Genomic DNA, 20591 nt, shown 5'->3' with positions numbered 1-20591 from the left:
GATGATCCGTTACGGCACCAACCCCATCGCCTGGTCCAATGACGACGACCGCACGCTGGGCGCCCATATCAGCCTTGAACAATGCCTTGATGAAACCGCCAAGATCGGCTTCGACGGCATCGAAAAGGGTCACAAATTCCCGACCGACCCGGAAGGCCTGAAGGGCGTGCTTTCGCCACGCGGCCTCTCCTTCGTCTCGGGCTGGCATTCGCTGAACCTTCTGACCGACGATATCGAATCCGAAAAGAAGGCGATGCAGCCGGCGCTTGACCTCCTGAAGGCCATGGGCTCGAAGGTCATCATCGTCTGCGAGACCTCCAACGCCATCCACGGCGCGGACAACACGGCGCTGGTCGACCGTCCGCGCCTTGCGGCCGATGACTGGGCGAAATTCGGCGCAGGCGTGGAAGCGCTGGCCGCCTTTGCCGCAGAACAGGGCGTCACCCTCGTTTATCACCACCACATGGGCACGGTGGTCGAGAGCGAAGACGAGATCGACCTGTTGATGAAGCACACCGGCCCGAAGACGCATCTGCTGCTCGATACCGGCCATTGCTTGTTCGGCGGCGGCGACCCTGTTCGCGTTGCGCAGAAATACATGGGCCGCGTTGGCCATATCCATGCCAAGAACGTGCGCCCGGTCATTGCCGATCAGGTCCGCAATGAACGGCTTTCCTTCCTCGAAGGCGTTCGCCGCGGTGTCTTCACCGTGCCGGGCGATAGCGAAGGCGGTGTAAACTTCCCGCCCGTGCTGAAAGTGGCGGCCGAGCATGGCTATAGCGGCTGGCTGGTGATCGAGGCCGAGCAGGATCCTGACGTGCGCAACCCGTTCGAATATCAGAGCCTTGGGCTGAAATCGCTGAAGGCGTTTGCGCGGGAAGTGGGGCTGGATAAGGCTGAGGCTGCTTGAGCTGAGCCAAGGAAGGCGGGTGACCTATCCCACCCGTCATACCGGCCTTGAGCCGGTATCCAGCCAGCCCAAGTCCTTGGGCTGAAAAAGTCTTCACGCCGCGCAGACGCGCGTCAGCTGGATTCCGGCTCAAGGCCGGAATGGGTAGGGCGCGAAACTACCGAACGACATGTTTGTGCTACACACGAAAAAGGAACGACACCATGACCTCACTTCTGCGCAAGCCGGTCGCGACAAGCGGCAAGGTGCACGATATCACGCCCCAAAGCGCGGATTGGGGTTATGTCGGTTTCGGCCTTTACCGACTGAAGCCGGGCGAGACGGCAGCCGAAAGCACCGGCGACACGGAAGTCATCCTCGTCCTTGTCGAAGGCAAGGCAACGATTTCCGCTGGCGGCAAGGATTTCGGTGAACTCGGTGACCGCATGAATGTGTTCGAGCGCAAGCCCCCGCATTGCGTTTATGTTCCGGCCGGTTCCGAATGGTCGCTGACGGCCACAACGGATTGCACCGTCGGCGTCTGCACTGCTCCCGGCGAAAAAGGCAGCCGCGAGGCGCAGCAGATCGGACCTGACGGCGTGCAGCTGACGGAACGCGGCAAGGGCGCCAATACGCGATACATCTTCCCCATCGCCATGGAAGAACGCGACGTCGCCGACAGCCTGCTGGTAACGGAAGTCTTCACACCCTCGGGCAACTGGTCTTCCTATCCGCCGCACCGGCATGACGAGGATAACTACCCCGACATGACCTATCTCGAAGAGACGTATTATCATCGCCTCAACCCGGCGCAGGGTTTCGGTTTCCAGCGCGTCTTCACCGAAGACGGTTCGCTTGATGAGACCATGGCGGTATCCGATGGGGATGTCGTGCTGGTGCCAAAGGGCCACCACCCCTGCGGCGCGCCCTATGGTTACGAGATGTATTATCTGAACGTGATGGCGGGGCCGATGCGCAAATGGCGCTTCAAGAACCACCCGGATCATGACTGGATTTTCAAGCGCGATAATCCGTAAGGCATTTAGGGCAAACATCGCCGCCTCCCTCATCCCTGTGCCTGTCACAGGGATGAGGGAGTGCGCGAAGACACGTCTTGAGACTGTCTTGGCACACAACAAACGCAATTAACGAATTGTATTAATTCAAATAATTTCGGGAGGAGAACACCATGACCGCTCTTGGCGTGGGCCTTATCGGCACCGGTTACATGGGCAAATGCCACGCGCTGGCGTGGAACAACGTCACGAGCGTCTTCGGCGATGTGGAACGCCCTCGCCTCGTGACGCTGGCGGAAGTCAACCCTGAGCTTGCCGCGAAGAAAGCCGCAGAGTTCGGTTTTGCCCGCTCGACAGGCAACTGGCGCGACTTGCTTTCCGATCCCGAGATCGACGTGATCTCCGTCACCACGCCTAACGCCTTCCACCCGGAAATGGCGATTGCCGCGCTTGAGGCGGGCAAGCATGTCTGGTGTGAAAAGCCGATGGCGCCCGCCTTTGCTGACGCGGTGAAGATGCGTGATGCCGCCCGCCGGTCCGGCAAGGCGGCGGCGATGGGTTACAACTACATCCAGAACCCCGTCATCCGCCACATCCGCCGCCTGATCGACGAAGGTGCGATCGGCAGGGTCTATCATGTACGTGCCGAAATGGACGAGGACTTCATGGCCGATGCCACCCAGCCCTTCTACTGGAAGAGCGAGGCGTCCTCCGGTTACGGCGCGCTGGACGATTTCGCCGTGCACCCGCTATCGCTGCTTTACGCCCTGTTCGGCCACGCACAAAGCGCCATTACCGACATGGTCAAACCGTACGAGACCCGTCCGCTTGCCGGCGGCGGCGAACGCGCGGTTGAGACTCATGATCTCGCGAGCGTTCTCCTGAAACTTGAAGGCGGCATTTCCGCCGTGCTCATCGCCAACCGTTCCGCCTGGGGCCGCAAGGGGCGCATCGCCATCCAGATTTATGGCTCTACCGGCTCGATCCTGTTCGATCAGGAACGGATGAACGAGTTCCAGCTTTACACCACGGATGGACGCCCGGAAGAACAGGGGTTCCGAACCATCCTCACCGCCCCCCACCACAAGCCCTACGACCGCTTCATCCCCGCCCCCGGCCACGGTCTCGGCTTCAATGACCTGAAGGTCATCGAATGCCGGGAGCTGATCGCGGCGATCGAAGGGAAAAAGGCGCATATCATCGACTTCGAGGAGGGGCTGAAGATCGAGCGCAGCATTCACGCCATGGCACGGTCTTTTGCCGAAGGGCGCTGGGTGACGGCGGAGGAGATTGCGGAGTAGGACGGCGTGCACGCACGAGGCCGACCGCCGTCGTCACAAACTTCTCTTCCGTCATGCCGGACTAGATCCGGCATCCAGCCACGGCGCGTCTGCGCCGTGAGAAACAAGTCTTTTGCGATCAAAGAGTTTATCGCGCTGGACCCCGGATCAAGTCTGGGGTGACGGTGCGCGGGATTTGCGAGGGGGCAAAGCCATTCACCTCAACAGAGGATATTGTTCAAGGCTTGCCAACAGGCCTCAACCCTTGACCGGCGTCTCCGGCACCGGCGTCAGCACCTTGCCATCCCGGAACCAGCCGAGAATATTGTCGGCCACCAGATCGGCCATCACATTGCGCGTTGGGATGGACGCAGAAGCGACATGCGGCAACAGGGAAACATTCGGCAGCGACAGGAAGGCCTCCGGCACTTTCGGTTCGGCATAAAACACGTCGAGACCGGCAGCACCCAGCGCACCGCTTTTGAGCGCCTCAAGAAGCGCGTCCTCATCGACGCTGGAGCCACGACCGACATTGATGAAAACGCCCTCAGGCCCGAGCGCGGTCAGGATGTCGGCATTGATCGCCTTGTGCGTCTCCGGCGTGCCCGGCACGATGGAGATCAGCGTATCGACGGCCTCAGCCATCTCCTTCAGCGAAGCGTAATAGGTGTAGGAGAGTTCGTCGCGCTTGCTGCGGGTGTGATAGCCGATCTCCACCTTGAAAGGCTCCAGCCGCTTGGCGATTTCCTGGCCGATGCGGCCCATGCCGAACAGGCCAACCTTGCGGCCGCGCAGCGAAAACGGCGACAGCGCGAACGGGCCTTCGCCGACCCACTTGCCAGCCCGTAGCCAGGTTTCGGCCTGATAGAGACGTCGCACGGTATTGATCAACAGAGCAATCGTCGTATCGGCCACTTCGTCATTCAGCACATCAGGCGTGTTCGTCACCACGATGCCACGCGTGGCGGCGTGTTTGGCATCAACGCCATCGTAACCCACGCCGAAATTGGCGATGATCTCGAGCTTCGGCAGCGCGTCGATCCATCTGGCGTTGACGGCGCCGGAAACGGCAATGGCATTTATGCGCTCCGCCGCGCCGTCAGGCAGAACCGGCTCTGCGCCGGCGGGTGCCGTGACAATCTCGACCTTGCCTTCGAGGCGTTCGAGAACGCGCGGATTGATCTTGCCGGGAACGAGAACGACGGCCTTTTTGTCAGACATAAGCGGATATTCCTCCTGATAACATTCCAATAGCCGGAGAGGGTTGCGGGCAAACTACCCGCCATCCTGCTCCTCTGGGCGGCGATCTTTTCAAACAAAGACGGCCGTGAAAAGGGCAATAAGGGGATGCTATGGGGGCAGACGGAAGTTTCATGCCGATTTTTTTAAGCGCCCCTCACCGTCATGCCGGACTTGATCCGGCATCCAGCCAGCCCAAGTCCTTGGGCTGAGAGAGGCTTTTCACCGCGTAGACATGCGGTGGCTGGATTCCGGCTCAAGGCCGGAATGACGGAAAGCTGCAATGCACAGAACGCGCACCATTTCCCATCGTCTGAAGCCTCACACCCGCGGCCGCACCGGCCCGGTCGATTGCCGGATACGCATTTCCGGCTTGATGAGGTGAATGCCGTCAGGTTCATGGCTGCCCGCCAGCCTGTCCAGCAGTGCGCGGGCCGCCAGGCGCCCGACCTCGGCCTGGCCGTTGGAAACGGTGGTCAGCGCCGGGGTGGCGATGGCCGCTTCCTCCAGGTCGTCGTAGCCCGTTACCGAGATATCGACACCCGGCACCAGACCGGCGCGGGAAATACCGTTCATGAGGCCGATGGCGACGAGATCGTTCCAGCACACGGCGGCGGTCGGCTTCTGCGGCAGCGACAGGAAATGCACCGCCGCCTCGAAACCACCCTGCTTGGAGCGCGGGCCGGGAATGCGCAGGTTCGGATCAACCTCGATGCCGGCCTTGCGCAGCGCATTGACGTAACCCTGGTAACGGTCACGGCCCGTGGAAGTCTGGTCCGTGCCGCCAACCATGGCGATGGTGCGGTGGCCGAGGCTGATCAGATGGTTGGTGGCGAGCGAAATGCCGTAGCTGTCGTCGCCGCGATAGGTCGGCATATCAACTCCATCCATCGAACGGGCCACCAGAATGGCAGGCATGCCGTTTTCTTCGGCGAGCGTCATGTCCTCGATCGGCGTGCCGATGGCCGGCGACATGATGATGCCGTCGGAGCCGAGTTGCAGCAGCGTCTCGATGAAGGTGCGCTGCTTTTCAACCGAATCATAATGGTTGGACAGGATGAAGGTCTGGCGGCTGCGGTCCAGCTCGCTTTCAATGGCTTTCAGGATTTCGCCATAGAAGGGGTTCATCACGTCATGGAACACGACACCAACAATGCCGGAGCGCGAGGTGCGCAGGCTGGCGGCGCGGCGGTTGTAGATGTAGCCCAGCGCCCGCGCCTGTTCCTTGATCTTGTCCCGCGTGTCGGCGGCAACCAGCGGACTGTCGCGCAATGCAAGGGAAATGGTGGCGGTTGAAAGGCCGAGACTTTCGGCGATGGTAGACAGTTTGACCTTTTGGGCCACGGCATTCCTCCCCAAACGCGTGTCAGTGACGGATGGCTCCGTTTAAATCGCAATTAAACAATTTAAACAAAATCCGCAACCCGTTTAAGGAATAACCGCAAAACAGATGGTTCTTTTAAAAATTTCAGCAAAAATTATTGAAGATTGGCGTCTATGGCTTTCAAGAGTTTAACAATGTTGCGAATATCCTTGGCCGAAAGGCCTTCGATAGCTCTCGCGCCACAATTGGCGATGGAAACGTTGATGTGCTCGACGCTTTTCAGGCCCGCTTCGGTCAGCTTCACCAGCGTCACACGACCGTCCCCGTCGTCACCGCTGCGTTCCACGAAACCCTGGGCTTCCATGCGGCCAATGGTGCGCGTCATGGTCGGCGCCTTGACACCCAGCTTCTGCGCGATTTGCCCCGGCGTCAGGCTGCCTTCCTGCGCCAGCGCCAGGATGACGCCGTCCTGTCCGGCATAAAGCCCGCTTTCGGCGAGGCTGTGGCTGAGCGCGGTACGCATGGAGCGGGCGGCCTGGGTTATCGATTGCGCCAACTCCTCCGGGTTGAAGTTTTCATCCCTCTTTTTGGCGTCCTTGACCTTCTTGCCGCCCTTATCCTTCTTGGCGCTTTTGTCCTTGTTCCCGGATTTGTCCTTGCTCATACGCGAGTGCCTTTTACCCTGTGGCGGAACCGATATATGTTGCTGGAAATCCTTACCGAATGCTCGCGCGGACTGCCAGATGCCAAACTCATACACGCATTATCACGACGAAAACGTAACAGACCCTCATCTTCACGCAACAGGCGCAATTTCCGTGCTGCCGCTCGGCGCGCATGAACAGCATGGCCCCCACCTGCCCTTCGAGACCGATACGCTGATTGCCGAAGGCATCGTCGCCCGCCTTGCCGCCGCCTTGCCCGGTCATCTGCCCGTCTCCTTCCTGCCAGCGGAGCCGGTCGGATATTCCATCGAACACATGAATGTGCCGGGCACGAAGACGCTGCGATACGATGAGGCCATCGAGCGCTGGCTCGGCATCGCCGAGTTGGAACATAAAAGAGGTGTGCGCAAATTCGTGATGCTGAACGCCCATGGCGGCAATTCACCGCTGATGACCATCGTCGCCACCGAGGCCCGCGCCCGTTTCGGCATGCTGGCGGTCGCCACAAGCTGGACCCGTTTTGGCGTGCCGGCCGATATCGTGAAGCCGGAGGACAAGGCGGTCGATATTCACGGCGGCGATATCGAGACATCGGTCATGCTCGCACTTCACCCCGAATGCGTGGCAATGGAAAAGGCCGCGAATTTCCCCTCCCGCCAGAGCGATTTCGCCAGCCGCTTCAAACACCTGCGCGCCTATGGTCCGCACGCATTCGGCTGGCTGATGAGCGACCTCAACCCTGATGGCGTTGCCGGAAACGCCGCCGCCGCGACAGCGGAAAAGGGCGAAAGGCTGATTTCCCACGCCGTCAACGGCCTTGTCGAACTGCTTGAAGATATCCACGCTTTTGACATAACGTTATTTCATAACAAAATTTGAGTGAGATGGCCGGATTCGGCCAAAATCTCTTTGAACTGCCGGAGCGTCGCGCCTATATGGACGACGACACATCTTCCTGAGGCCATCGGGCCTCTCTCCACGCGGGGTTTTCCATGACCGAAACAGCAACAGCCAAGCCCATTCCAGTCACCGTCCTGACGGGTTATCTCGGCGCCGGCAAGACGACGCTTCTCAACCGCATTCTCTCCGAGAACCACGGCAAGAAATACGCTGTCATCGTCAATGAATTCGGCGAGATTGGCATCGACAACGATCTGATCGTCGAATCCGACGAGGAAATCTACGAAATGAACAATGGCTGCGTGTGCTGCACGGTGCGCGGCGACCTGATCCGCGTCGTGGAAGGTCTGATGCGCCGCCCCGGCCGCTTCGACGGTATCATCGTCGAGACGACGGGCCTCGCCGATCCGGTGCCCGTCGCGCAGACTTTCTTCATGGATGACGACGTGCGCGCCAAGACCGAGCTTGATGCGGTCGTCGCCCTCGTTGACGCCAAGCACCTGCCGCTACGCCTGAAGGACAGCCGCGAGGCCGAAGACCAGATCGCCTTTGCCGATGTCGTTGTCGTCAACAAGACCGATCTCGTTTCGCCGGAGGAAGTTGCCCGCATCGAGGATATCGTGCGCGCCATTAATCCTTCCGCCCGCATCTACAAGACCACCCGTTCCGGCGTCGATCTCGCCCGGGTTCTCGATCAGGGCGCCTTCAATCTGGAACGCGCGCTGGAAAACGACCCGCATTTCCTAGAGCACGGCCATGACGACCACGTCTGCGGCCCTGATTGCGATCATCATCATCACGATCACGACCATCATCATCATGACCATGACCACGGGCATCATCACCACGATCATGACCATGGCCACGATCATCACCACCATGGCGCGGTCTCGCCGATCCATGACGTGACGGTCCAGTCAGTTTCGCTGCGCGGCGGCGAGATGAACCCCGAACGGTTCTTCCCGTGGATCCAGAAGGTCACCCAGACCGACGGCCCGAACATTCTGCGCCTCAAGGGTATCATCGCCTTCAAGGGCGATGCCGAGCGTTACGTGGTGCAGGGCGTGCACATGATCATCGAGGGCGATCACCAGCGTCCGTGGAAGGAAGATGAAAGACGCGAAAGCCGCCTCGTCTTCATCGGCCGCGAGCTGGACCGCGAGAAGCTGGAAAAGAGTTTTAACGCCTGCCTCGCCACGGCTTGATCTTATCCTTCCGCTACCCCGGTCCTGAGCCGGGGTACGGCTACGTTCGTCATCCGCCGACGCGCGTTCTTCGACACCGTACACGGCAGTTGAAATCATTGACGCTCCGGTGCTCTCGGCTCACCCCCCTCTGTCCTGCCGGACATCTCCCCCTCAAGGGGGGAGACCGGCAAGACGCACTTTTCTCACTTCATTCTCGACCGTCGAGAGGTGCGAAACCTCGCCACGGAACGATCTCCCCCCTTGAGGGGGAGATGTCCGGCAGGACAGAGGGGGGTGAGCCCGGAGCGCAGAACATCAATGATTTTCAACCGCTGTGCAGGGATGATTCCTCTACCGCAAAGAATTCTATCTCCTTGATTTCGCGAATCGTCCGAACGTAAAAGCGGTTCCGCTTTTGCCGGAAATGCTCTAGAACCATGCCAGCCGGCGGGAATGACGCCCCGCCAATCAGACACAGATACGAAAGACCAATACCCCATGCCGACTGTTGCCCCGCTTGATATCGAAGGCCACGTGGTCTCGACCCATTTTCTCGGCGACATTCCCCTGTTTGCCACCGCCGCCGGCACCATTCACCGGCTCGATGGCGGCGAGAAGGTGACTGAGGCGCATGACGGGCTCTTGACCTGCATTCGCGACCCCTACAGCGCCACGCTGCTTTCCGGCGGCGAAGACGGGCGTGTGCTGCGCATCGGCCATGATGGCAGCCTCAGCGAAATTGCCAACGTGCCGCGCAAATGGGTGGGCGTCGTTGCCGGCGGGCCACAGAAGGCGGTTGCTTATGGTGTCGGCAAATCCAGCTTCGTGCGGCTGCCGGACGGTACGGTCAAGGAATTCAAGGAAGAGCGCACGGTGGAGGCGATCGCGTTTGCGCCCAAGGGCCTGCGCATTGCTGTTGCCCGGTATAACGGCGTGACATTGCATTGGGTCGCCACAGCAGGCGACCCGGTGGATCTCGAATGGAAGGGCGCGCATACCGGCGTCACCTTCTCGCCCGACGGCAAGTTCCTCGTCACCACCATGCAGGAAAATGCTCTGCACGGCTGGAAGATGGAAGCCACCAAGGGCGGCATGGAGGCCCGCCATATGCGCATGACGGGTTATCCCGCCAAGGTCAAATCCGTTTCCTGGTCGGCAAAGGGCAAATGGCTCGCCTCATCGGGCGCACCGGCCGCCATCGTCTGGCCCTTCTCCGGCAAGGATGGTCCGATGGGCAAGGCCCCGGAGGAACTCGGCACCCGCGCCAACATCATGGTCACCAATGTCGCCTTCCACCCCGTGGAAGATGTGCTCGCCATCGGGTTCATCGACGGCATGATCCTTGGCGTGCGCCTCGCGGACGGCAAGGAAGCCCTGCTGCGTCGTCCCGGCAAGGGTGCGATCACATCCATGGACTGGAGCGCCACCGGCAAGCTGCTCGCCTTCGCTTCAGAAGCGGGTGATTGCGGGATTATCGACATTTCGGCTTGAGGGCTGGCCGCCCGCTAGGCGGCCGCTTATCCCACGGCCAATCTCGCTGCCTTATTCCTGTGCTTGTCACAGGTATCCAGCCAGCCCAAGTCCCTGGGCTGAAAAGAGCCTCCCGTCGCGCAGACGCGCGTCGACCGGAATCCTGTGACAGGCACAGGAACGAGGGTCGTCCGCAATGTCGCCGCCAAGCCTTTGTGCAGGATTGCTGCCCCCGGCAATACCCTACTCTCCCACCTGCCGCCGCGTGAGGAACAAGAGCAGCAAAGCCGCGCCCGCACCGACCGAGGCGAGCCGGATCGAGGCCCCAAAGCTGGCATATTGCGATACGAACCCCATTAGCGGCACCGCAAACAGCGCAGCGAGAAAAATCGAATTCATATAGAGCGCCGTCGCCCGCGCCGTGCGTCCACGGGCAAAGCCCTGCACGAAGGTCAGACAGGTGCCGGCGAAAAGGCCGTAATAGGCACCCTCCATCGCAGCCCCCACCAGCATTGCGGGCAGGGTCGTGACCGAAGCGATGATGTTGAAGGCGATTATCGCCGTTATCGCCGCGCCGCTCAGCAGCAGCCGTGCGCTGATCCGGCGCATGATGCGCGGCGCAAGAAGAATAAGCAGAACTTCCATGGCGCATTTGACGCTGAGCGACAGGCCCGGCGCATAGTCCGGCAACCCCACTTCACGCACCAGAAACACCGGCAATGCCGAAGCGCAGAGCGCATGGGCGAAAGACATGCAGAAACTGGCCGCGGCGGCGAGAAGCAGCGGCATATTGCGCCGTGTGTCGCCCTCGCCCTGCGGGCGCCGTTCCATGGGGCTTGTCTGGTTCAACGGCACGACGACGAGCGCAAGACCGCCCCAGATGACGGCCATCAGCATGGCATTCACGAATACCGCCTTCGCACCCGCAAGGTCGAAGATCAGATAGGCGGCGGCGGGGACCAGCATCCATGCCAGCGACACCATCGTCCGCAGGAAGGCATTATAGGCGGCCGTGTCCAGCCCCTTCACCCGGCCATGATACCGGCCGTAACTGAAAATGAGCGTGCTTGCGGCGTTGGAAAGCCCCATGCCGGTCGCCGTTACGGCCACCAGCAGCGCCATATGCCCAAAGCTTGCCGCCGCGGCCGCGACAAGAGCGCCGCACACCGAAAGCAACAAAAGCGGCCTCACCCGCATCCCGGCATCAACGCGCTCACCATAAACACGGCTTGCGACAATCGAAGCCAGCGCCGCCGTCACACTGTAAAATCCGACGGTGGCCGGCGGATGACCAAGCACCTGAATGATGTAGAAGCCGATAAATGGCACAACGGCGGCATTGGTGCTGCCGGCAATGAAGACCAGCAACGCGATCATATAGGCCTGGCGATCAAAAGCGCCCGGCAAAGTGCTTTTTTGTTGCATGGGAATCGTCTGAAGGCTGGCAAGCGGGGGTGGCACCCACCATCACATCAAAACGCTCCGCTGTTCAAGCCTGAGCCAAAGGCAATGTGCGTTTTCGTTTTCGGCGCAATACCTTCAAGGTTCGCCGGAACAACCTCAGGACCGCCGCATGAGATAAGTGGGGCGTCGCGACGGTGCGGCGCCCCCTGTCGAAAACGAAATATAGGTCAGAACTTCACACCAAGGCCAACCTTGACGACGTGTTCGCTGACATCACCGGTCGAAGTGATAGGGCCGGTATGGTAGGTTTCCTTGCCGAAGTCGTTGTAACGATATTCGACACGTCCAAACAGGTTGTTGGTGAACGCGTAGTCTACGCCTGCACCAACCGTCCAGCCGTGCAATACCTTGCTGTCCTCACCAAAGGGTGCCTTAACCTTGCTGTCCGTCGCGGTATAACCGGCGGCGGTATAGATCAGTGCGCGGTCGATCGCATAACCGGCGCGCAGGCGCGCAGAGCCGTTCAGGCCTGCCGAAACTTCGCTGGTGACGATGGTCTTGTCGCCCCAGGCGTAACCAAGATCACCCTCGACGCCGAGAATGACAGAGGGAGCAACCTCGGCATTATAGCCTGCAAAACCGGAAAAACGGCCGCCGTCAAATTCATGCTTCGTGGTGACACCGAAAGTCGTCGACTTGACCCGGTTCCAGCCGTAACCCGCAGACGCGCCGAGATAAACGCCATCCCAGGAAAAGGCGGGCGCAACGTCGTTGACGACAGGCGCGGACGGAATGTCGCTGACCGCGTCGGCAGCAGCAGCAGCAGTGGCGAGACCGCCGAGCAGGCCGAGCGCGAGAAGAGATTGTTTCAACATGCGATAGCTCCTTGAAAATAACATCCCGTCACCTGCGGGCTGCGAGTATTTCGCGACCAGAAGCGCAGCATCTTGACGGGCTTAGCGCACCCCCAGATTGAAGAACATCGTGGTTAAAATCGCGTAAATGACCTTGATAAATATGCTGCGATGAGACGTATTCCTATTAATATTCGCAATATTTACTAAACATAAATTAGAGGTCGCGCGGTTATTCATCGAATGTTCGCACCCGGTCAACACGGCTCTGGCCACACTGAAAAACCATCACAGGTAGTGGACATTACGTTTTTTTGTGCACGTTGTTCCCGCCAGCAACCTAGACAAAAAAAGGGAGCCCGAGGGCCCCCTTTCAGTCATGCGATGCGCCGTTTGTTCTTGCCGGAAATGCCATGCGTCAAACACACGCAACTCGAGGTGCATCGCCGGCTTATGCGCTTCGCGCATCGTCTGCGTCGAAAATCCCTGATGATCTTCGAGCTGTCCCGTCAGAGCGGGATGGCGAAAGACAATGGTTTCGCCATCCCTCTCTTCATTCCTTAGTGCCGGCGCTTCTTGCCGCCGTCATTCTTGTTGTCGATGACATCGACGGACGTCTTGTTGCCATTCAGCACGCCGTTCAGGATGCCGGTCTTGTTGCCATTCAAAATCCCGTTATTGGACAGGATGCCACTGACACCGAGATCGATGCTCGGCGAAACCACGACAAGGGCGCCGCCCTTGTTGCTGTTGCCGGACAGGATGCCACCCAGAAGACCGCCCGCATTGGCCTGACCAACGGAAGCGACAGTAAGAATAGCGGCTACACAAGCGAACTTTGCAATCATTTCTCTCTCCTCTTTTGTTTGATCACGCCATCTGGCGTAACTGAACTGTATATTTAGAGGATTCTAATTCAAGCAAAGGCTAATATTACAATAAACGATTAACACTAATACTGGCGATTTTAATCAAATACTACATATCTCGCCTCCGCCCTTTCGCTCCTTTTCCTGACAGTATCGGCAGGCACCTTTGGCGGAGACAGTAAAACCGGGCAGGAAACTTTATTAACCATCCAAATATAAGATATTGCTTAATTAGCGACCGGAGATGCAAATGCGGCTGGGGGGATATATCGCGCTTGTTCTCGGGCTTGCCTGCGCCTGCCGCGGGTGGGCGGGAGAAAAGGCCGATGAGCACACCATCACCTACAAATCCGGCATCTCCTATGACAGCAATTATTTCGCCGACACCAATCGCTTGAGCGCCATTTCGTTGCGCGCCGGCTTCGGGCTCACGGGCAAGATCACGCTTGAAGGAGCGGAACTGCGTTACTCGCTTGAGCAGGAAGAGGTTCGCCTTCCCCGTTACCGTTTTGCCAATGAGCATAACACCATCGCGTCGCTGGGTTTGACCAGACGCTTTTCCGAAAAGCTGGAATGGGCTCTTGAGTTGCGCGGCACCCGCAGCGATGCCGGCGATATTTTCCTGCACCTGCCGGAAGAAAATATCGGATACAGGCAGCTGGATCACAAGCTTGAAGCCTCCTCCCAGCTTGGCATCGTCGCCCTTGGCGGCAAGAACAAGCTGACGGCCAGCCTTGCCAGCCTGATGAAAGGCGAGGCGCGTTTCCGCCCGGCCTATTTCATCCCCACGCGTCTGGAGGCCAATGAGGCGCTCCTGTCGCTGAAGGCGGAACATGAACGGCCACTCGCCGGCGGTGAGGCTGGCATCACGATCGCCTATGACCGCATTCTCGTTCCGGAAGGGCAGCAGGAAAAATATGAGCGGTTTCCGGCCCAAACGCTGCGCGGCTCGCTTGCTTACGGCTACAGGTTCTCGAACCGTCTCGCAGTGCTTGCCGAAGCTGGGCTGACCTCCATTTCCGGAGACGAGATCAGCGACAAGGTGAAGCGCACCCGGCCTTATCTCCGGGCGGAAGCCGAGTTGAAGGCCACGGACCGCATCGCCTTCGGCGTGGGCTTCTCGCAGGATTACGCCCTGTTCGATCCCGACGACCCGATCGCCGAATTTCAACGTCGCTGGCAGTTCGTCGTGAAAAGCAGGCTGGCCGAGAAGGTCGGCCTGGACCTCGCGCTGCAGCAGGTCCACAAGGACTGGATCTATTACAATTACGATACCAGCGAGCGCCGGCTGGTCGCCACCCTCTCTTTCGATACCGGCAAGAACAGCAAGCTGGAGGTGGAGTTCAACCGCCTGCTGCATGACGAGCGCGATACCGACCTTGCCTATGATGGCTCGAGCGTCACCTCGCGTTTCAGCGGCACCTTCTGAACTCCGTCTCAACCTTCGCGAAGGTTCGGACGCATCGGGTCGAAATTCGGTCCCAATTTCTGCTAGAGTCAGACCTTCCAGATTCGACGGCAGGACAGACCGGATAATGTACAGACGATTTTTGCTTCTCGCGGCCGGCCTCGCCTGCATCCCCGTCGCCGCCTCCTCCCATCCGCATATCTTTGCCGAAGCCCGGATGGAAATCGTCGAGGGACCGAACCGGACCATCCAGGAAGTGCGCAACATCTGGCGTTTCGACGAGATGTTCTCAGCAAGCGTTGTGATGGATTACGACAAGAACAGCGATCTGAAACTCGACAAGGACGAGCTGGCCGAAATCGGCAATACCGTGCTGGAATCGCTGGCCGAATATTCCTACTACACCTTCATCACCGCTGACGGGAAACCGGTGGAGTTCGGTAAACCCGACGCCATTCATGTGGATTACAAGGACCAGCAGATTCTGATGTTCTTTTCCGTGAAACCGCTCAAACCTCTGGCGGTGAAGGGCAGGCTCAGCTTTGGCGCGTGGGATCCGACGATGTATACGGCGATCGATTTCGCCAAGGACGGCGATATCGCCACCGAGGGCAAGGATTTGAAGGCCTGCAAGCAGCATGTGGTGCGCCCTGATCCGGACGAGGTGATCTCCCAGAACCAGAATACGCTCACCGATGCCTTTTTCAACGATCCCACCGGTACAGACATGACCAAGCTCTTTGCCACGCGGCTGGAGGTCACATGCTGAGCCGCCGGGTCGGCCTGCTTGCCGTCGTCATCGGCTTCATTGCCGTGGCCGGCGCGGCCCATGCGCAATCGCCGCTCGGCATAGGCTCGGCCGAACCGTCCTTTTCCGTCGGCGGGCCTTTTGCCCCGTTGATGCAGTGGATCAACGTGCACCAGCAGATGTTCTACCGGGCGCTGACCGGCGCGCTGAAGGCGATGCGCGAGGACAGCTGGGCGCTCGGTTCGCTGATCGGCCTCTCCTTTGCTTATGGCGTGTTCCATGCGGCCGGTCCCGGCCACGGTAAGGCGGTCATCTCCTCCTACATGATCGCCAATGAAACGCAGCTGAGACGTGGCATCGTCATCTCCTTCGTCTCGGCGCTCATTCAGGGCGCTGTCGCGATCGGCCTTGTCGGCGCGGCCTGGCTGGTGCTGCGCGGCACCTCAATCACCATGACGAAAGCGACACAGGCGATGGAAATCGCCAGTTTCGCCATGGTTGCCCTGTTCGGCGCATGGCTCCTGGTGCGAAAACTCTGGTCGCTGCGAATCCGGCGCGAGCCGGCCACCGTTTTCGCTGTGGCGGGTGAGGCACCGGCAGCAAGAACCACCGGCATGGGCACGGGGCTGCGGTTTCAGGGCAAACCGGTTTTTGCCGATCACGCCCATGACGGCTCGGGCGACCTCTGCACCGCCTGCGGCAAATCCCATGCGCCCGATCCGATGCTGCTGAGGGCAAAGAACTTCAGTCTTCACGAGGCATGGTCAGCCATCATCGCTGTAGGGCTCAGGCCTTGCTCGGGGGCTATCATCGTCATGAGCTTCGCGCTTTTGAACGGGCTTTATCTTGGCGGTGTGCTCTCCGTCCTTGCCATGTCGCTCGGCACCGCCATCACGGTCTCGGTCCTCGCCATCATGGCGGTCTCCGCCAAGGGTCTGGCCGTGCGTTTCGCCGGCCCCGGCAGCCGCAGGGCGGCCGGTATCAGCCACGCGATCGAAATCGCCGGTGCGCTCTTCGTCTTGCTGATGGGCCTGATGCTGCTCGGGGCGTCGCTTCAGTTCTGATCGTTATGGCGTCGCTGGTAACGCGCCCGCAGCCAGAACAGCAGGAAAAAACAGAGCACCGCCACCGTGCCGAAGGCGGCCGCCAGCCAGGGCGAATAATCGCCAAGCCACAACATGATTTTAGGCATGATGAAGAATATCAGCCCGAAGCCGAGGATGATGAGCACCGCGGCAATGGCAGGCGACCAATCCTTCCTGGCGGTTGGCGTCTCGGACTTTGGCTTTTCAGGCGTTGGCATGGGCAAGCTCCGCGCGAATATCCTCAAGCTTGCGCTTCTGCGTGCCGTCAGCTGTAAAATTGTCCGGTGAAAGCCAGGCCTCGAAGGCCCTGCCGATCAGTGGCCATTCGCCGTCGATCATGGAAAACCACGCCGTATCGCGATTTTGCCCCTTCGAGATCATATGCTGGCGGAAGACGCCTTCGAAGGTGAAGCCATAACGCTTCGCCGTCGTCTTGGAGGGCTCATTTTCGTTGTGGCATTTCCACTCGTAACGGCGATACCCCAGATCCTCGAACACATGCTTCGCCATAAGGTAATGCGCCTCGGTGGCAAGCGGGGAACGTTTCATTTTCGCCCCATGGGCGACGGAGCCGACTTCTACCACGCCATTGGCGGGATCGGGCCGCATGTAACTCGCCATGCCGACGATTTCGCCCGTTGTGTTTTCGACGAAGACCAGCGTCACCCAGTTAAGCTTTTCGCCAGCGCCAACAAGCCAGTCGCCAAAGGCATCCGCATCGGGAAAGGCGCTTTGCGGGAAATATCTGAGCAGCGCATTGGTGCCCTCGCCGCCAAGCGCAGCCCAGAGTTTTTCCAGATGTTTGTCGCGATCGAACGGTTCCGCCGTTACATAACGGCCCTTCAGCACCACCGGCTGCGGCGCCGGACATCCCTTGAATTCACTCAGATCGCGCATTCTCTTCCCCATTTGCTGGGAGAAGGATTAGGGCAAGCGGGGCGGGATGACAACAGTGGATGTGGGGGTGGGATGCGGTGATCTCGGCGGGGCGCTTATCATCCTCGGTGGGCGTGGCTCACCCCCCTCTGCCGGCAGGGCAGAGGGGGGGAAGCCACACGCTCAAACCTTCACGCCCAAGTCCAAACGCCAACCTAAACCTTCGCCGCCACCACCGTCGCCTCGATGTGATCCACCAGCGCATCCGGCAACCCAAGCCGCCCGGCAAGAAGATCGAGATACCCCCGCTCCGCCCGAGTATCGGCCTCGATGGCAAGCCGCGAGGCGGTATAAAGCTCCACCTTCTGCTCTTCCGTGCGGGCAGCGGCCACCAGCGCGTCGATGTCGAGCGGATCGGCCAGTTCCTTTTCGAGGAAACGCTCGGCTTCGCTATCGAGGCCGGAAACCTGCACCTTGTCCATGATATTGGCGCGCTCTTTCTCATCGATATGCCCGTCGGCCTTGGCCGCCGCGATCATGGCCTGGATGAGCTTCAGCGCGAAATCATTGGAAAGCGCCGGCGACTGCGGATGGAAAGCGGAATCGGCGGGCGGAGCGAGAAGTTCCGGCTCTGGTTTCGGCGCGGCTTCCGGCGCCTGTCCTGACTTGTAATTCTTGTAGGCGAGGTAACCGAGGCCAGCGATGGCGGCGACACCGCCGATGGTGGCGACGTTGCCGGCGAGCTTGCGGCCGGTTTTGGTGCCCAGGATTGCGGCGGCGAGAGCACCGGCCTTGAGGGGATTGTTCTTGGCGATATCGGCGGCCTGCCCGGCTCTGTCACGGACGCTTCCCGAAAGGCCCGGCACCTGCGAGCCGAGGAATTGTTCAAGAAGCTTCTTGGCGTCGAACATCAAAATCTCCTGTAGAGGTCAAATCTACAGGGGAGATAGGAAGCCGTGGGCCGATTATAAATGTCAAACCCGCTCACGCCTTCGTGAACGGGTTTGACAGGAGATAAATCAGCCGCGCAGCGCAGCAGCTTCGGCGGCAAGCTTGGTGATGCCCGCCCAGTCACCCGTCGCCACCAGTTCGCGTGGGGCAACCCAGGAGCCGCCGACGCAGACGACGTTCGGCAGGGAGAGATAGTCGTTGGCGTTCTTGAGCGATACGCTGCCGGTCGGGCAGAAGACGGTGCCGGCGAGCGGCGAAGACAGCGCCTTGAGGTAAGGTGCGCCGCCAGCCTGTTCGGCCGGGAAGAACTTCAGCACCTTGTAACCCTCGTCGCGCAGCGCCATGACTTCGCTGGCAGTGGCGGCGCCCGGAAGCAGCGGCACCCTGGAGCTGCGCGCAGCTTCCAGCACGCTCTTGTTGATGCCCGGGCTGACGATGAAGGTGGAACCGGCTTCGGCAGCCGCCTCGAAATCCTTCGCATTGAGAATGGTGCCGGCGCCGACATTGGCGCCTTCCACTTCCGCCGCAACAGCACGGATGGCGTCCAGCGCGGCCGGCGTGCGCATGGTGATCTCGATTGCCTTCAGACCGCCAGCGACCAAAGCACGCGCAAGCGGCACGGCGGAGGCGGCGTCATCCACGATCAGCACCGGCACGACCGGCTGAAGTTTCAGGATGGAGAGAAGTTTTTCGGAGTCCTGGGCCAAGATGAGCCTCCTTGCGCGATTGAAACGATTGAAATCCCGTTTATCGATTAGCCTGCCCCGGCTTTGATGTCGAGGCATGGCAAGGCCATTTTTTGCCCTGATACTTCAATCAATTCGCTTCTTCATCAAGCTGTCTTGCGATAGTCTGGCGCACCAGTTTGCGGAGACAGCATGGCCAAGGAAATCGAACGGAAGTTTCTTGTTGCAGGCGGTGAATGGCGCGATGAGGTAACGCATAGCATGGCTTTCCGGCAGGCCTATGTCGCCTCCATGGAAAATCGTTCGGTCAGGGTGAGGATCGTCGACGGGCGTGACGCGACACTCACCATCAAGATCGGCGCAAGCGCGCTCGTCCGTGACGAATATGAATATCCCATCCCGCTGGAAGATGCCGAGGAACTGATGGCCAGCGCGCCCGGCGTGGTGATCGAGAAGACGCGGCACACGGTTGATCACGGCGGCTTCACCTGGGAGATCGATGTTTTCGAAGGCCGATATAAGGGGCTTATCGTGGCGGAAGTGGAGATGGATGACGAAAATGCCGATCCGGATCTTCCTGCCTGGCTCGGCAGGGAGGTAACGGGCGACAGGCGCTTTTCCAACCAGTCCCTCGCCACGGACGACCAGAGCGGAGACCTGTCGGATGCCTTTCAGAATTGATCCGAAAAAGCCCTTTGACGATGAAATCCGCCGCGCCGGCCTGGAATTGATCGAAGACACAGTCACCATCCTGCGTGACCGTCCGTCCGGCCCGCACGAGGCCGTGCACGATGCGCGCAAGCGCTTCAAGCGGCTGCGAGCCCTCTACCGCCTCATCCGAAAGGCGGCGCCGGATTTCAGCCGAGAGGAAAATGTCCGCTTCCGGGATATTGCCCGTTCGCTCGCCTTCGCACGTGATGCGACGGCATTGGTGGAAACGGCGGAATATCTGGAGGCTTTCGCGCTCTCCGATACACAGGGTGAGGCGCTGCGGTCCATCACGGCGATGCTGCGCGCGCGTCGGGATCATGCGGCGAAATACGAGGCCGCTCTCGACGAGGCGATTTCTGCGGCCATCACCGGCTGCGAGGCGGGACGTGAACGGCTGAAGACGCTATCGCTGCCGGATGAGCTCAAGGACAGCGGCCGGCTGCTGAGGACAAGCTGGGCGCGGCAGAGGAAACGGGCGCGACAGGCGCTGGCCGATTGCCACGAGCGGGCCGATGTCGAGCATTTTCATGAGTTGCGCAAGGCCGGCCAGACCTACTGGATGCATCTTGGTCTGATGAGGCGTATCTGGCCATCCGCCATGCGCGCCAAGCGCGCCGATACCAAGCGACTGGTCGACATTCTCGGCCACGAACACGATCTCTCGGTTCTCGCCGCCGTGGCCGACCGCGAGCCCGACCGCTTTGGCAACGGCGAACGGCTGGCGCTGCTGCTCGACGCCATCATCGAAAGGCAGCAGGCGCTGCGTGCCGAAGGCCTTGAACTGGCAGATGAGGTCTTTTCCGAATCTGCCCGCACGGAAAGCCGCATCGTCGGCCTGCTGTGGCGGCAGGCGGCGAAGTAGGCCAAACGCCACTTTCGGCGCTCGCTCACCTCCGTCATTGCGACATCCCGTTGCCTGCACACGGCAGCAGGAATGACAGGAAGCCTACAAATCCTCCCGATTGACGATTTTCAAAATGCCCGAACCCACCGATAAATATTGCTTTGCGGCCGCCGTCGCTGTATTTC

The 20591-nt window shown here is 60.1% G+C and carries 21 protein-coding genes; 11 read left to right on the top strand and 10 right to left on the bottom strand.

The window, feature by feature from the left end; translation table 11 throughout:
• The first annotated feature begins 1 nt into the window (after position 1).
• The 3 genes from iolE to BLU28_RS21630 all read left to right on the top strand — a co-directional run bounded on the left by iolE (position 2) and on the right by BLU28_RS21630 (position 3206).
• Positions 2 to 910, top strand: a complete 909-nt coding sequence (gene iolE / locus BLU28_RS21640; protein ID WP_077986927.1) for a myo-inosose-2 dehydratase — start codon at positions 2 to 4, stop codon at positions 908 to 910.
• A gap of 203 nt (positions 911 to 1113) precedes the next feature.
• On the top strand, positions 1114 to 1926 hold the full coding sequence (iolB, locus tag BLU28_RS21635; RefSeq protein WP_004445159.1) for a 5-deoxy-glucuronate isomerase: 813 nt from the start codon (positions 1114 to 1116) through the stop codon (positions 1924 to 1926).
• Positions 1927 to 2078: 152 nt separating this feature from the next.
• On the top strand, positions 2079 to 3206 hold the full coding sequence (locus tag BLU28_RS21630) for a Gfo/Idh/MocA family protein (RefSeq protein ID WP_004445160.1): 1128 nt from the start codon (positions 2079 to 2081) through the stop codon (positions 3204 to 3206).
• Positions 3207 to 3443: 237 nt separating this feature from the next.
• Here BLU28_RS21630 and BLU28_RS21625 read toward each other — a convergent pair whose 3' ends face one another.
• The 3 genes from BLU28_RS21625 to BLU28_RS21615 form a co-directional block, all read right to left on the bottom strand.
• Entirely contained in the window at positions 3444 to 4406 is a 963-nt protein-coding gene (locus BLU28_RS21625; RefSeq protein WP_077986926.1) for a 2-hydroxyacid dehydrogenase, read from the bottom strand.
• A gap of 339 nt (positions 4407 to 4745) precedes the next feature.
• Entirely contained in the window at positions 4746 to 5768 is a 1023-nt protein-coding gene (locus BLU28_RS21620) for a LacI family DNA-binding transcriptional regulator (protein WP_003505469.1), read from the bottom strand.
• 134 nt (positions 5769 to 5902) lie between these two features.
• Positions 5903 to 6412: a MarR family winged helix-turn-helix transcriptional regulator gene (locus BLU28_RS21615; RefSeq protein ID WP_037092284.1), complete on the bottom strand. Its 510-nt coding sequence runs from the start codon at positions 6410 to 6412 to the stop codon at positions 5903 to 5905.
• Positions 6413 to 6491: 79 nt separating this feature from the next.
• On the opposite strand from BLU28_RS21615, the gene BLU28_RS21610 reads away from it, so the two are divergent.
• From BLU28_RS21610 to BLU28_RS21595, 3 genes are all read left to right on the top strand, one after another.
• Positions 6492 to 7292 carry a creatininase family protein gene (locus BLU28_RS21610; protein ID WP_034496756.1) on the top strand — a complete coding sequence of 267 codons (801 nt, stop codon included), beginning with the start codon at positions 6492 to 6494 and terminating at the stop codon, positions 7290 to 7292.
• A 113-nt stretch (positions 7293 to 7405) separates the two neighbouring features.
• Positions 7406 to 8518 (top strand): CobW family GTP-binding protein, encoded by a 1113-nt coding sequence (locus BLU28_RS21605; RefSeq protein ID WP_077986925.1) that lies wholly within the window; start codon positions 7406 to 7408, stop codon positions 8516 to 8518.
• 480 nt (positions 8519 to 8998) lie between these two features.
• A complete protein-coding gene (locus tag BLU28_RS21595; protein ID WP_034496759.1) occupies positions 8999 to 9991 on the top strand; it encodes a WD40 repeat domain-containing protein in 993 nt (330 codons plus the stop codon).
• A 222-nt stretch (positions 9992 to 10213) separates the two neighbouring features.
• On the opposite strand, the gene BLU28_RS21585 is transcribed toward BLU28_RS21595, so the two are convergent.
• From BLU28_RS21585 to BLU28_RS21570, 3 genes are all read right to left on the bottom strand, one after another.
• Positions 10214 to 11395: an MFS transporter gene (locus tag BLU28_RS21585; RefSeq protein ID WP_037092287.1), complete on the bottom strand. Its 1182-nt coding sequence runs from the start codon at positions 11393 to 11395 to the stop codon at positions 10214 to 10216.
• 206 nt (positions 11396 to 11601) lie between these two features.
• Positions 11602 to 12249, bottom strand: coding sequence for an outer membrane protein (locus BLU28_RS21580; RefSeq protein ID WP_077986924.1), 648 nt, complete (start codon positions 12247 to 12249; stop codon positions 11602 to 11604).
• A 539-nt stretch (positions 12250 to 12788) separates the two neighbouring features.
• Positions 12789 to 13076 (bottom strand): hypothetical protein, encoded by a 288-nt coding sequence (locus BLU28_RS21570; RefSeq protein WP_004433441.1) that lies wholly within the window; start codon positions 13074 to 13076, stop codon positions 12789 to 12791.
• A 271-nt stretch (positions 13077 to 13347) separates the two neighbouring features.
• Between BLU28_RS21570 and BLU28_RS21565 the strand changes: the two genes are divergently transcribed.
• The 3 genes from BLU28_RS21565 to BLU28_RS21555 all read left to right on the top strand — a co-directional run bounded on the left by BLU28_RS21565 (position 13348) and on the right by BLU28_RS21555 (position 16317).
• Positions 13348 to 14526: a hypothetical protein gene (locus BLU28_RS21565; RefSeq protein WP_077986922.1), complete on the top strand. Its 1179-nt coding sequence runs from the start codon at positions 13348 to 13350 to the stop codon at positions 14524 to 14526.
• A gap of 106 nt (positions 14527 to 14632) precedes the next feature.
• Positions 14633 to 15274 (top strand): DUF1007 family protein, encoded by a 642-nt coding sequence (locus BLU28_RS21560; RefSeq protein WP_077986921.1) that lies wholly within the window; start codon positions 14633 to 14635, stop codon positions 15272 to 15274.
• A complete protein-coding gene (locus tag BLU28_RS21555; RefSeq protein WP_004445176.1) occupies positions 15268 to 16317 on the top strand; it encodes a nickel/cobalt transporter in 1050 nt (349 codons plus the stop codon). Before BLU28_RS21560 ends, BLU28_RS21555 begins: the two co-directional genes overlap by 7 nt.
• Here the strand turns inward: BLU28_RS21555 and BLU28_RS21550 are convergent.
• From BLU28_RS21550 to BLU28_RS21535, 4 genes are all read right to left on the bottom strand, one after another.
• Positions 16308 to 16556, bottom strand: coding sequence for a hypothetical protein (locus BLU28_RS21550; RefSeq protein ID WP_006700244.1), 249 nt, complete (start codon positions 16554 to 16556; stop codon positions 16308 to 16310). The two genes, BLU28_RS21555 and BLU28_RS21550, sit on opposite strands and share 10 nt — an antisense overlap.
• On the bottom strand, positions 16543 to 17235 hold the full coding sequence (locus tag BLU28_RS21545; protein WP_004445180.1) for a GNAT family N-acetyltransferase: 693 nt from the start codon (positions 17233 to 17235) through the stop codon (positions 16543 to 16545). Before BLU28_RS21545 ends, BLU28_RS21550 begins: the two co-directional genes overlap by 14 nt.
• A 194-nt stretch (positions 17236 to 17429) precedes the next feature.
• Positions 17430 to 18125, bottom strand: a complete 696-nt coding sequence (locus BLU28_RS21540; protein ID WP_004445183.1) for a tellurite resistance TerB family protein — start codon at positions 18123 to 18125, stop codon at positions 17430 to 17432.
• A gap of 108 nt (positions 18126 to 18233) precedes the next feature.
• The gene (locus BLU28_RS21535; RefSeq protein ID WP_006700245.1) at positions 18234 to 18872 is read right to left on the bottom strand and encodes a 2-dehydro-3-deoxy-phosphogluconate aldolase; all 639 of its coding nucleotides are present in this window, start codon (positions 18870 to 18872) and stop codon (positions 18234 to 18236) included.
• Between the two features lie 171 nt (positions 18873 to 19043).
• On the opposite strand from BLU28_RS21535, the gene BLU28_RS21530 reads away from it, so the two are divergent.
• Positions 19044 to 19532: a CYTH domain-containing protein gene (locus BLU28_RS21530; RefSeq protein ID WP_006700246.1), complete on the top strand. Its 489-nt coding sequence runs from the start codon at positions 19044 to 19046 to the stop codon at positions 19530 to 19532.
• Positions 19516 to 20424, top strand: coding sequence for a CHAD domain-containing protein (locus tag BLU28_RS21525; RefSeq protein ID WP_077986920.1), 909 nt, complete (start codon positions 19516 to 19518; stop codon positions 20422 to 20424). Before BLU28_RS21530 ends, BLU28_RS21525 begins: the two co-directional genes overlap by 17 nt.
• Positions 20425 to 20591 lie beyond the last annotated feature (167 nt).

Origin of the sequence: Agrobacterium pusense, assembly GCF_900102105.1 — a bacterium.
Classification (GTDB): Bacteria; Pseudomonadota; Alphaproteobacteria; order Rhizobiales; family Rhizobiaceae; genus Agrobacterium; species Agrobacterium pusense.
Note: the sequence above shows the minus strand (reverse complement) of the source record. Positions and strands in the feature narration are given on the sequence as shown.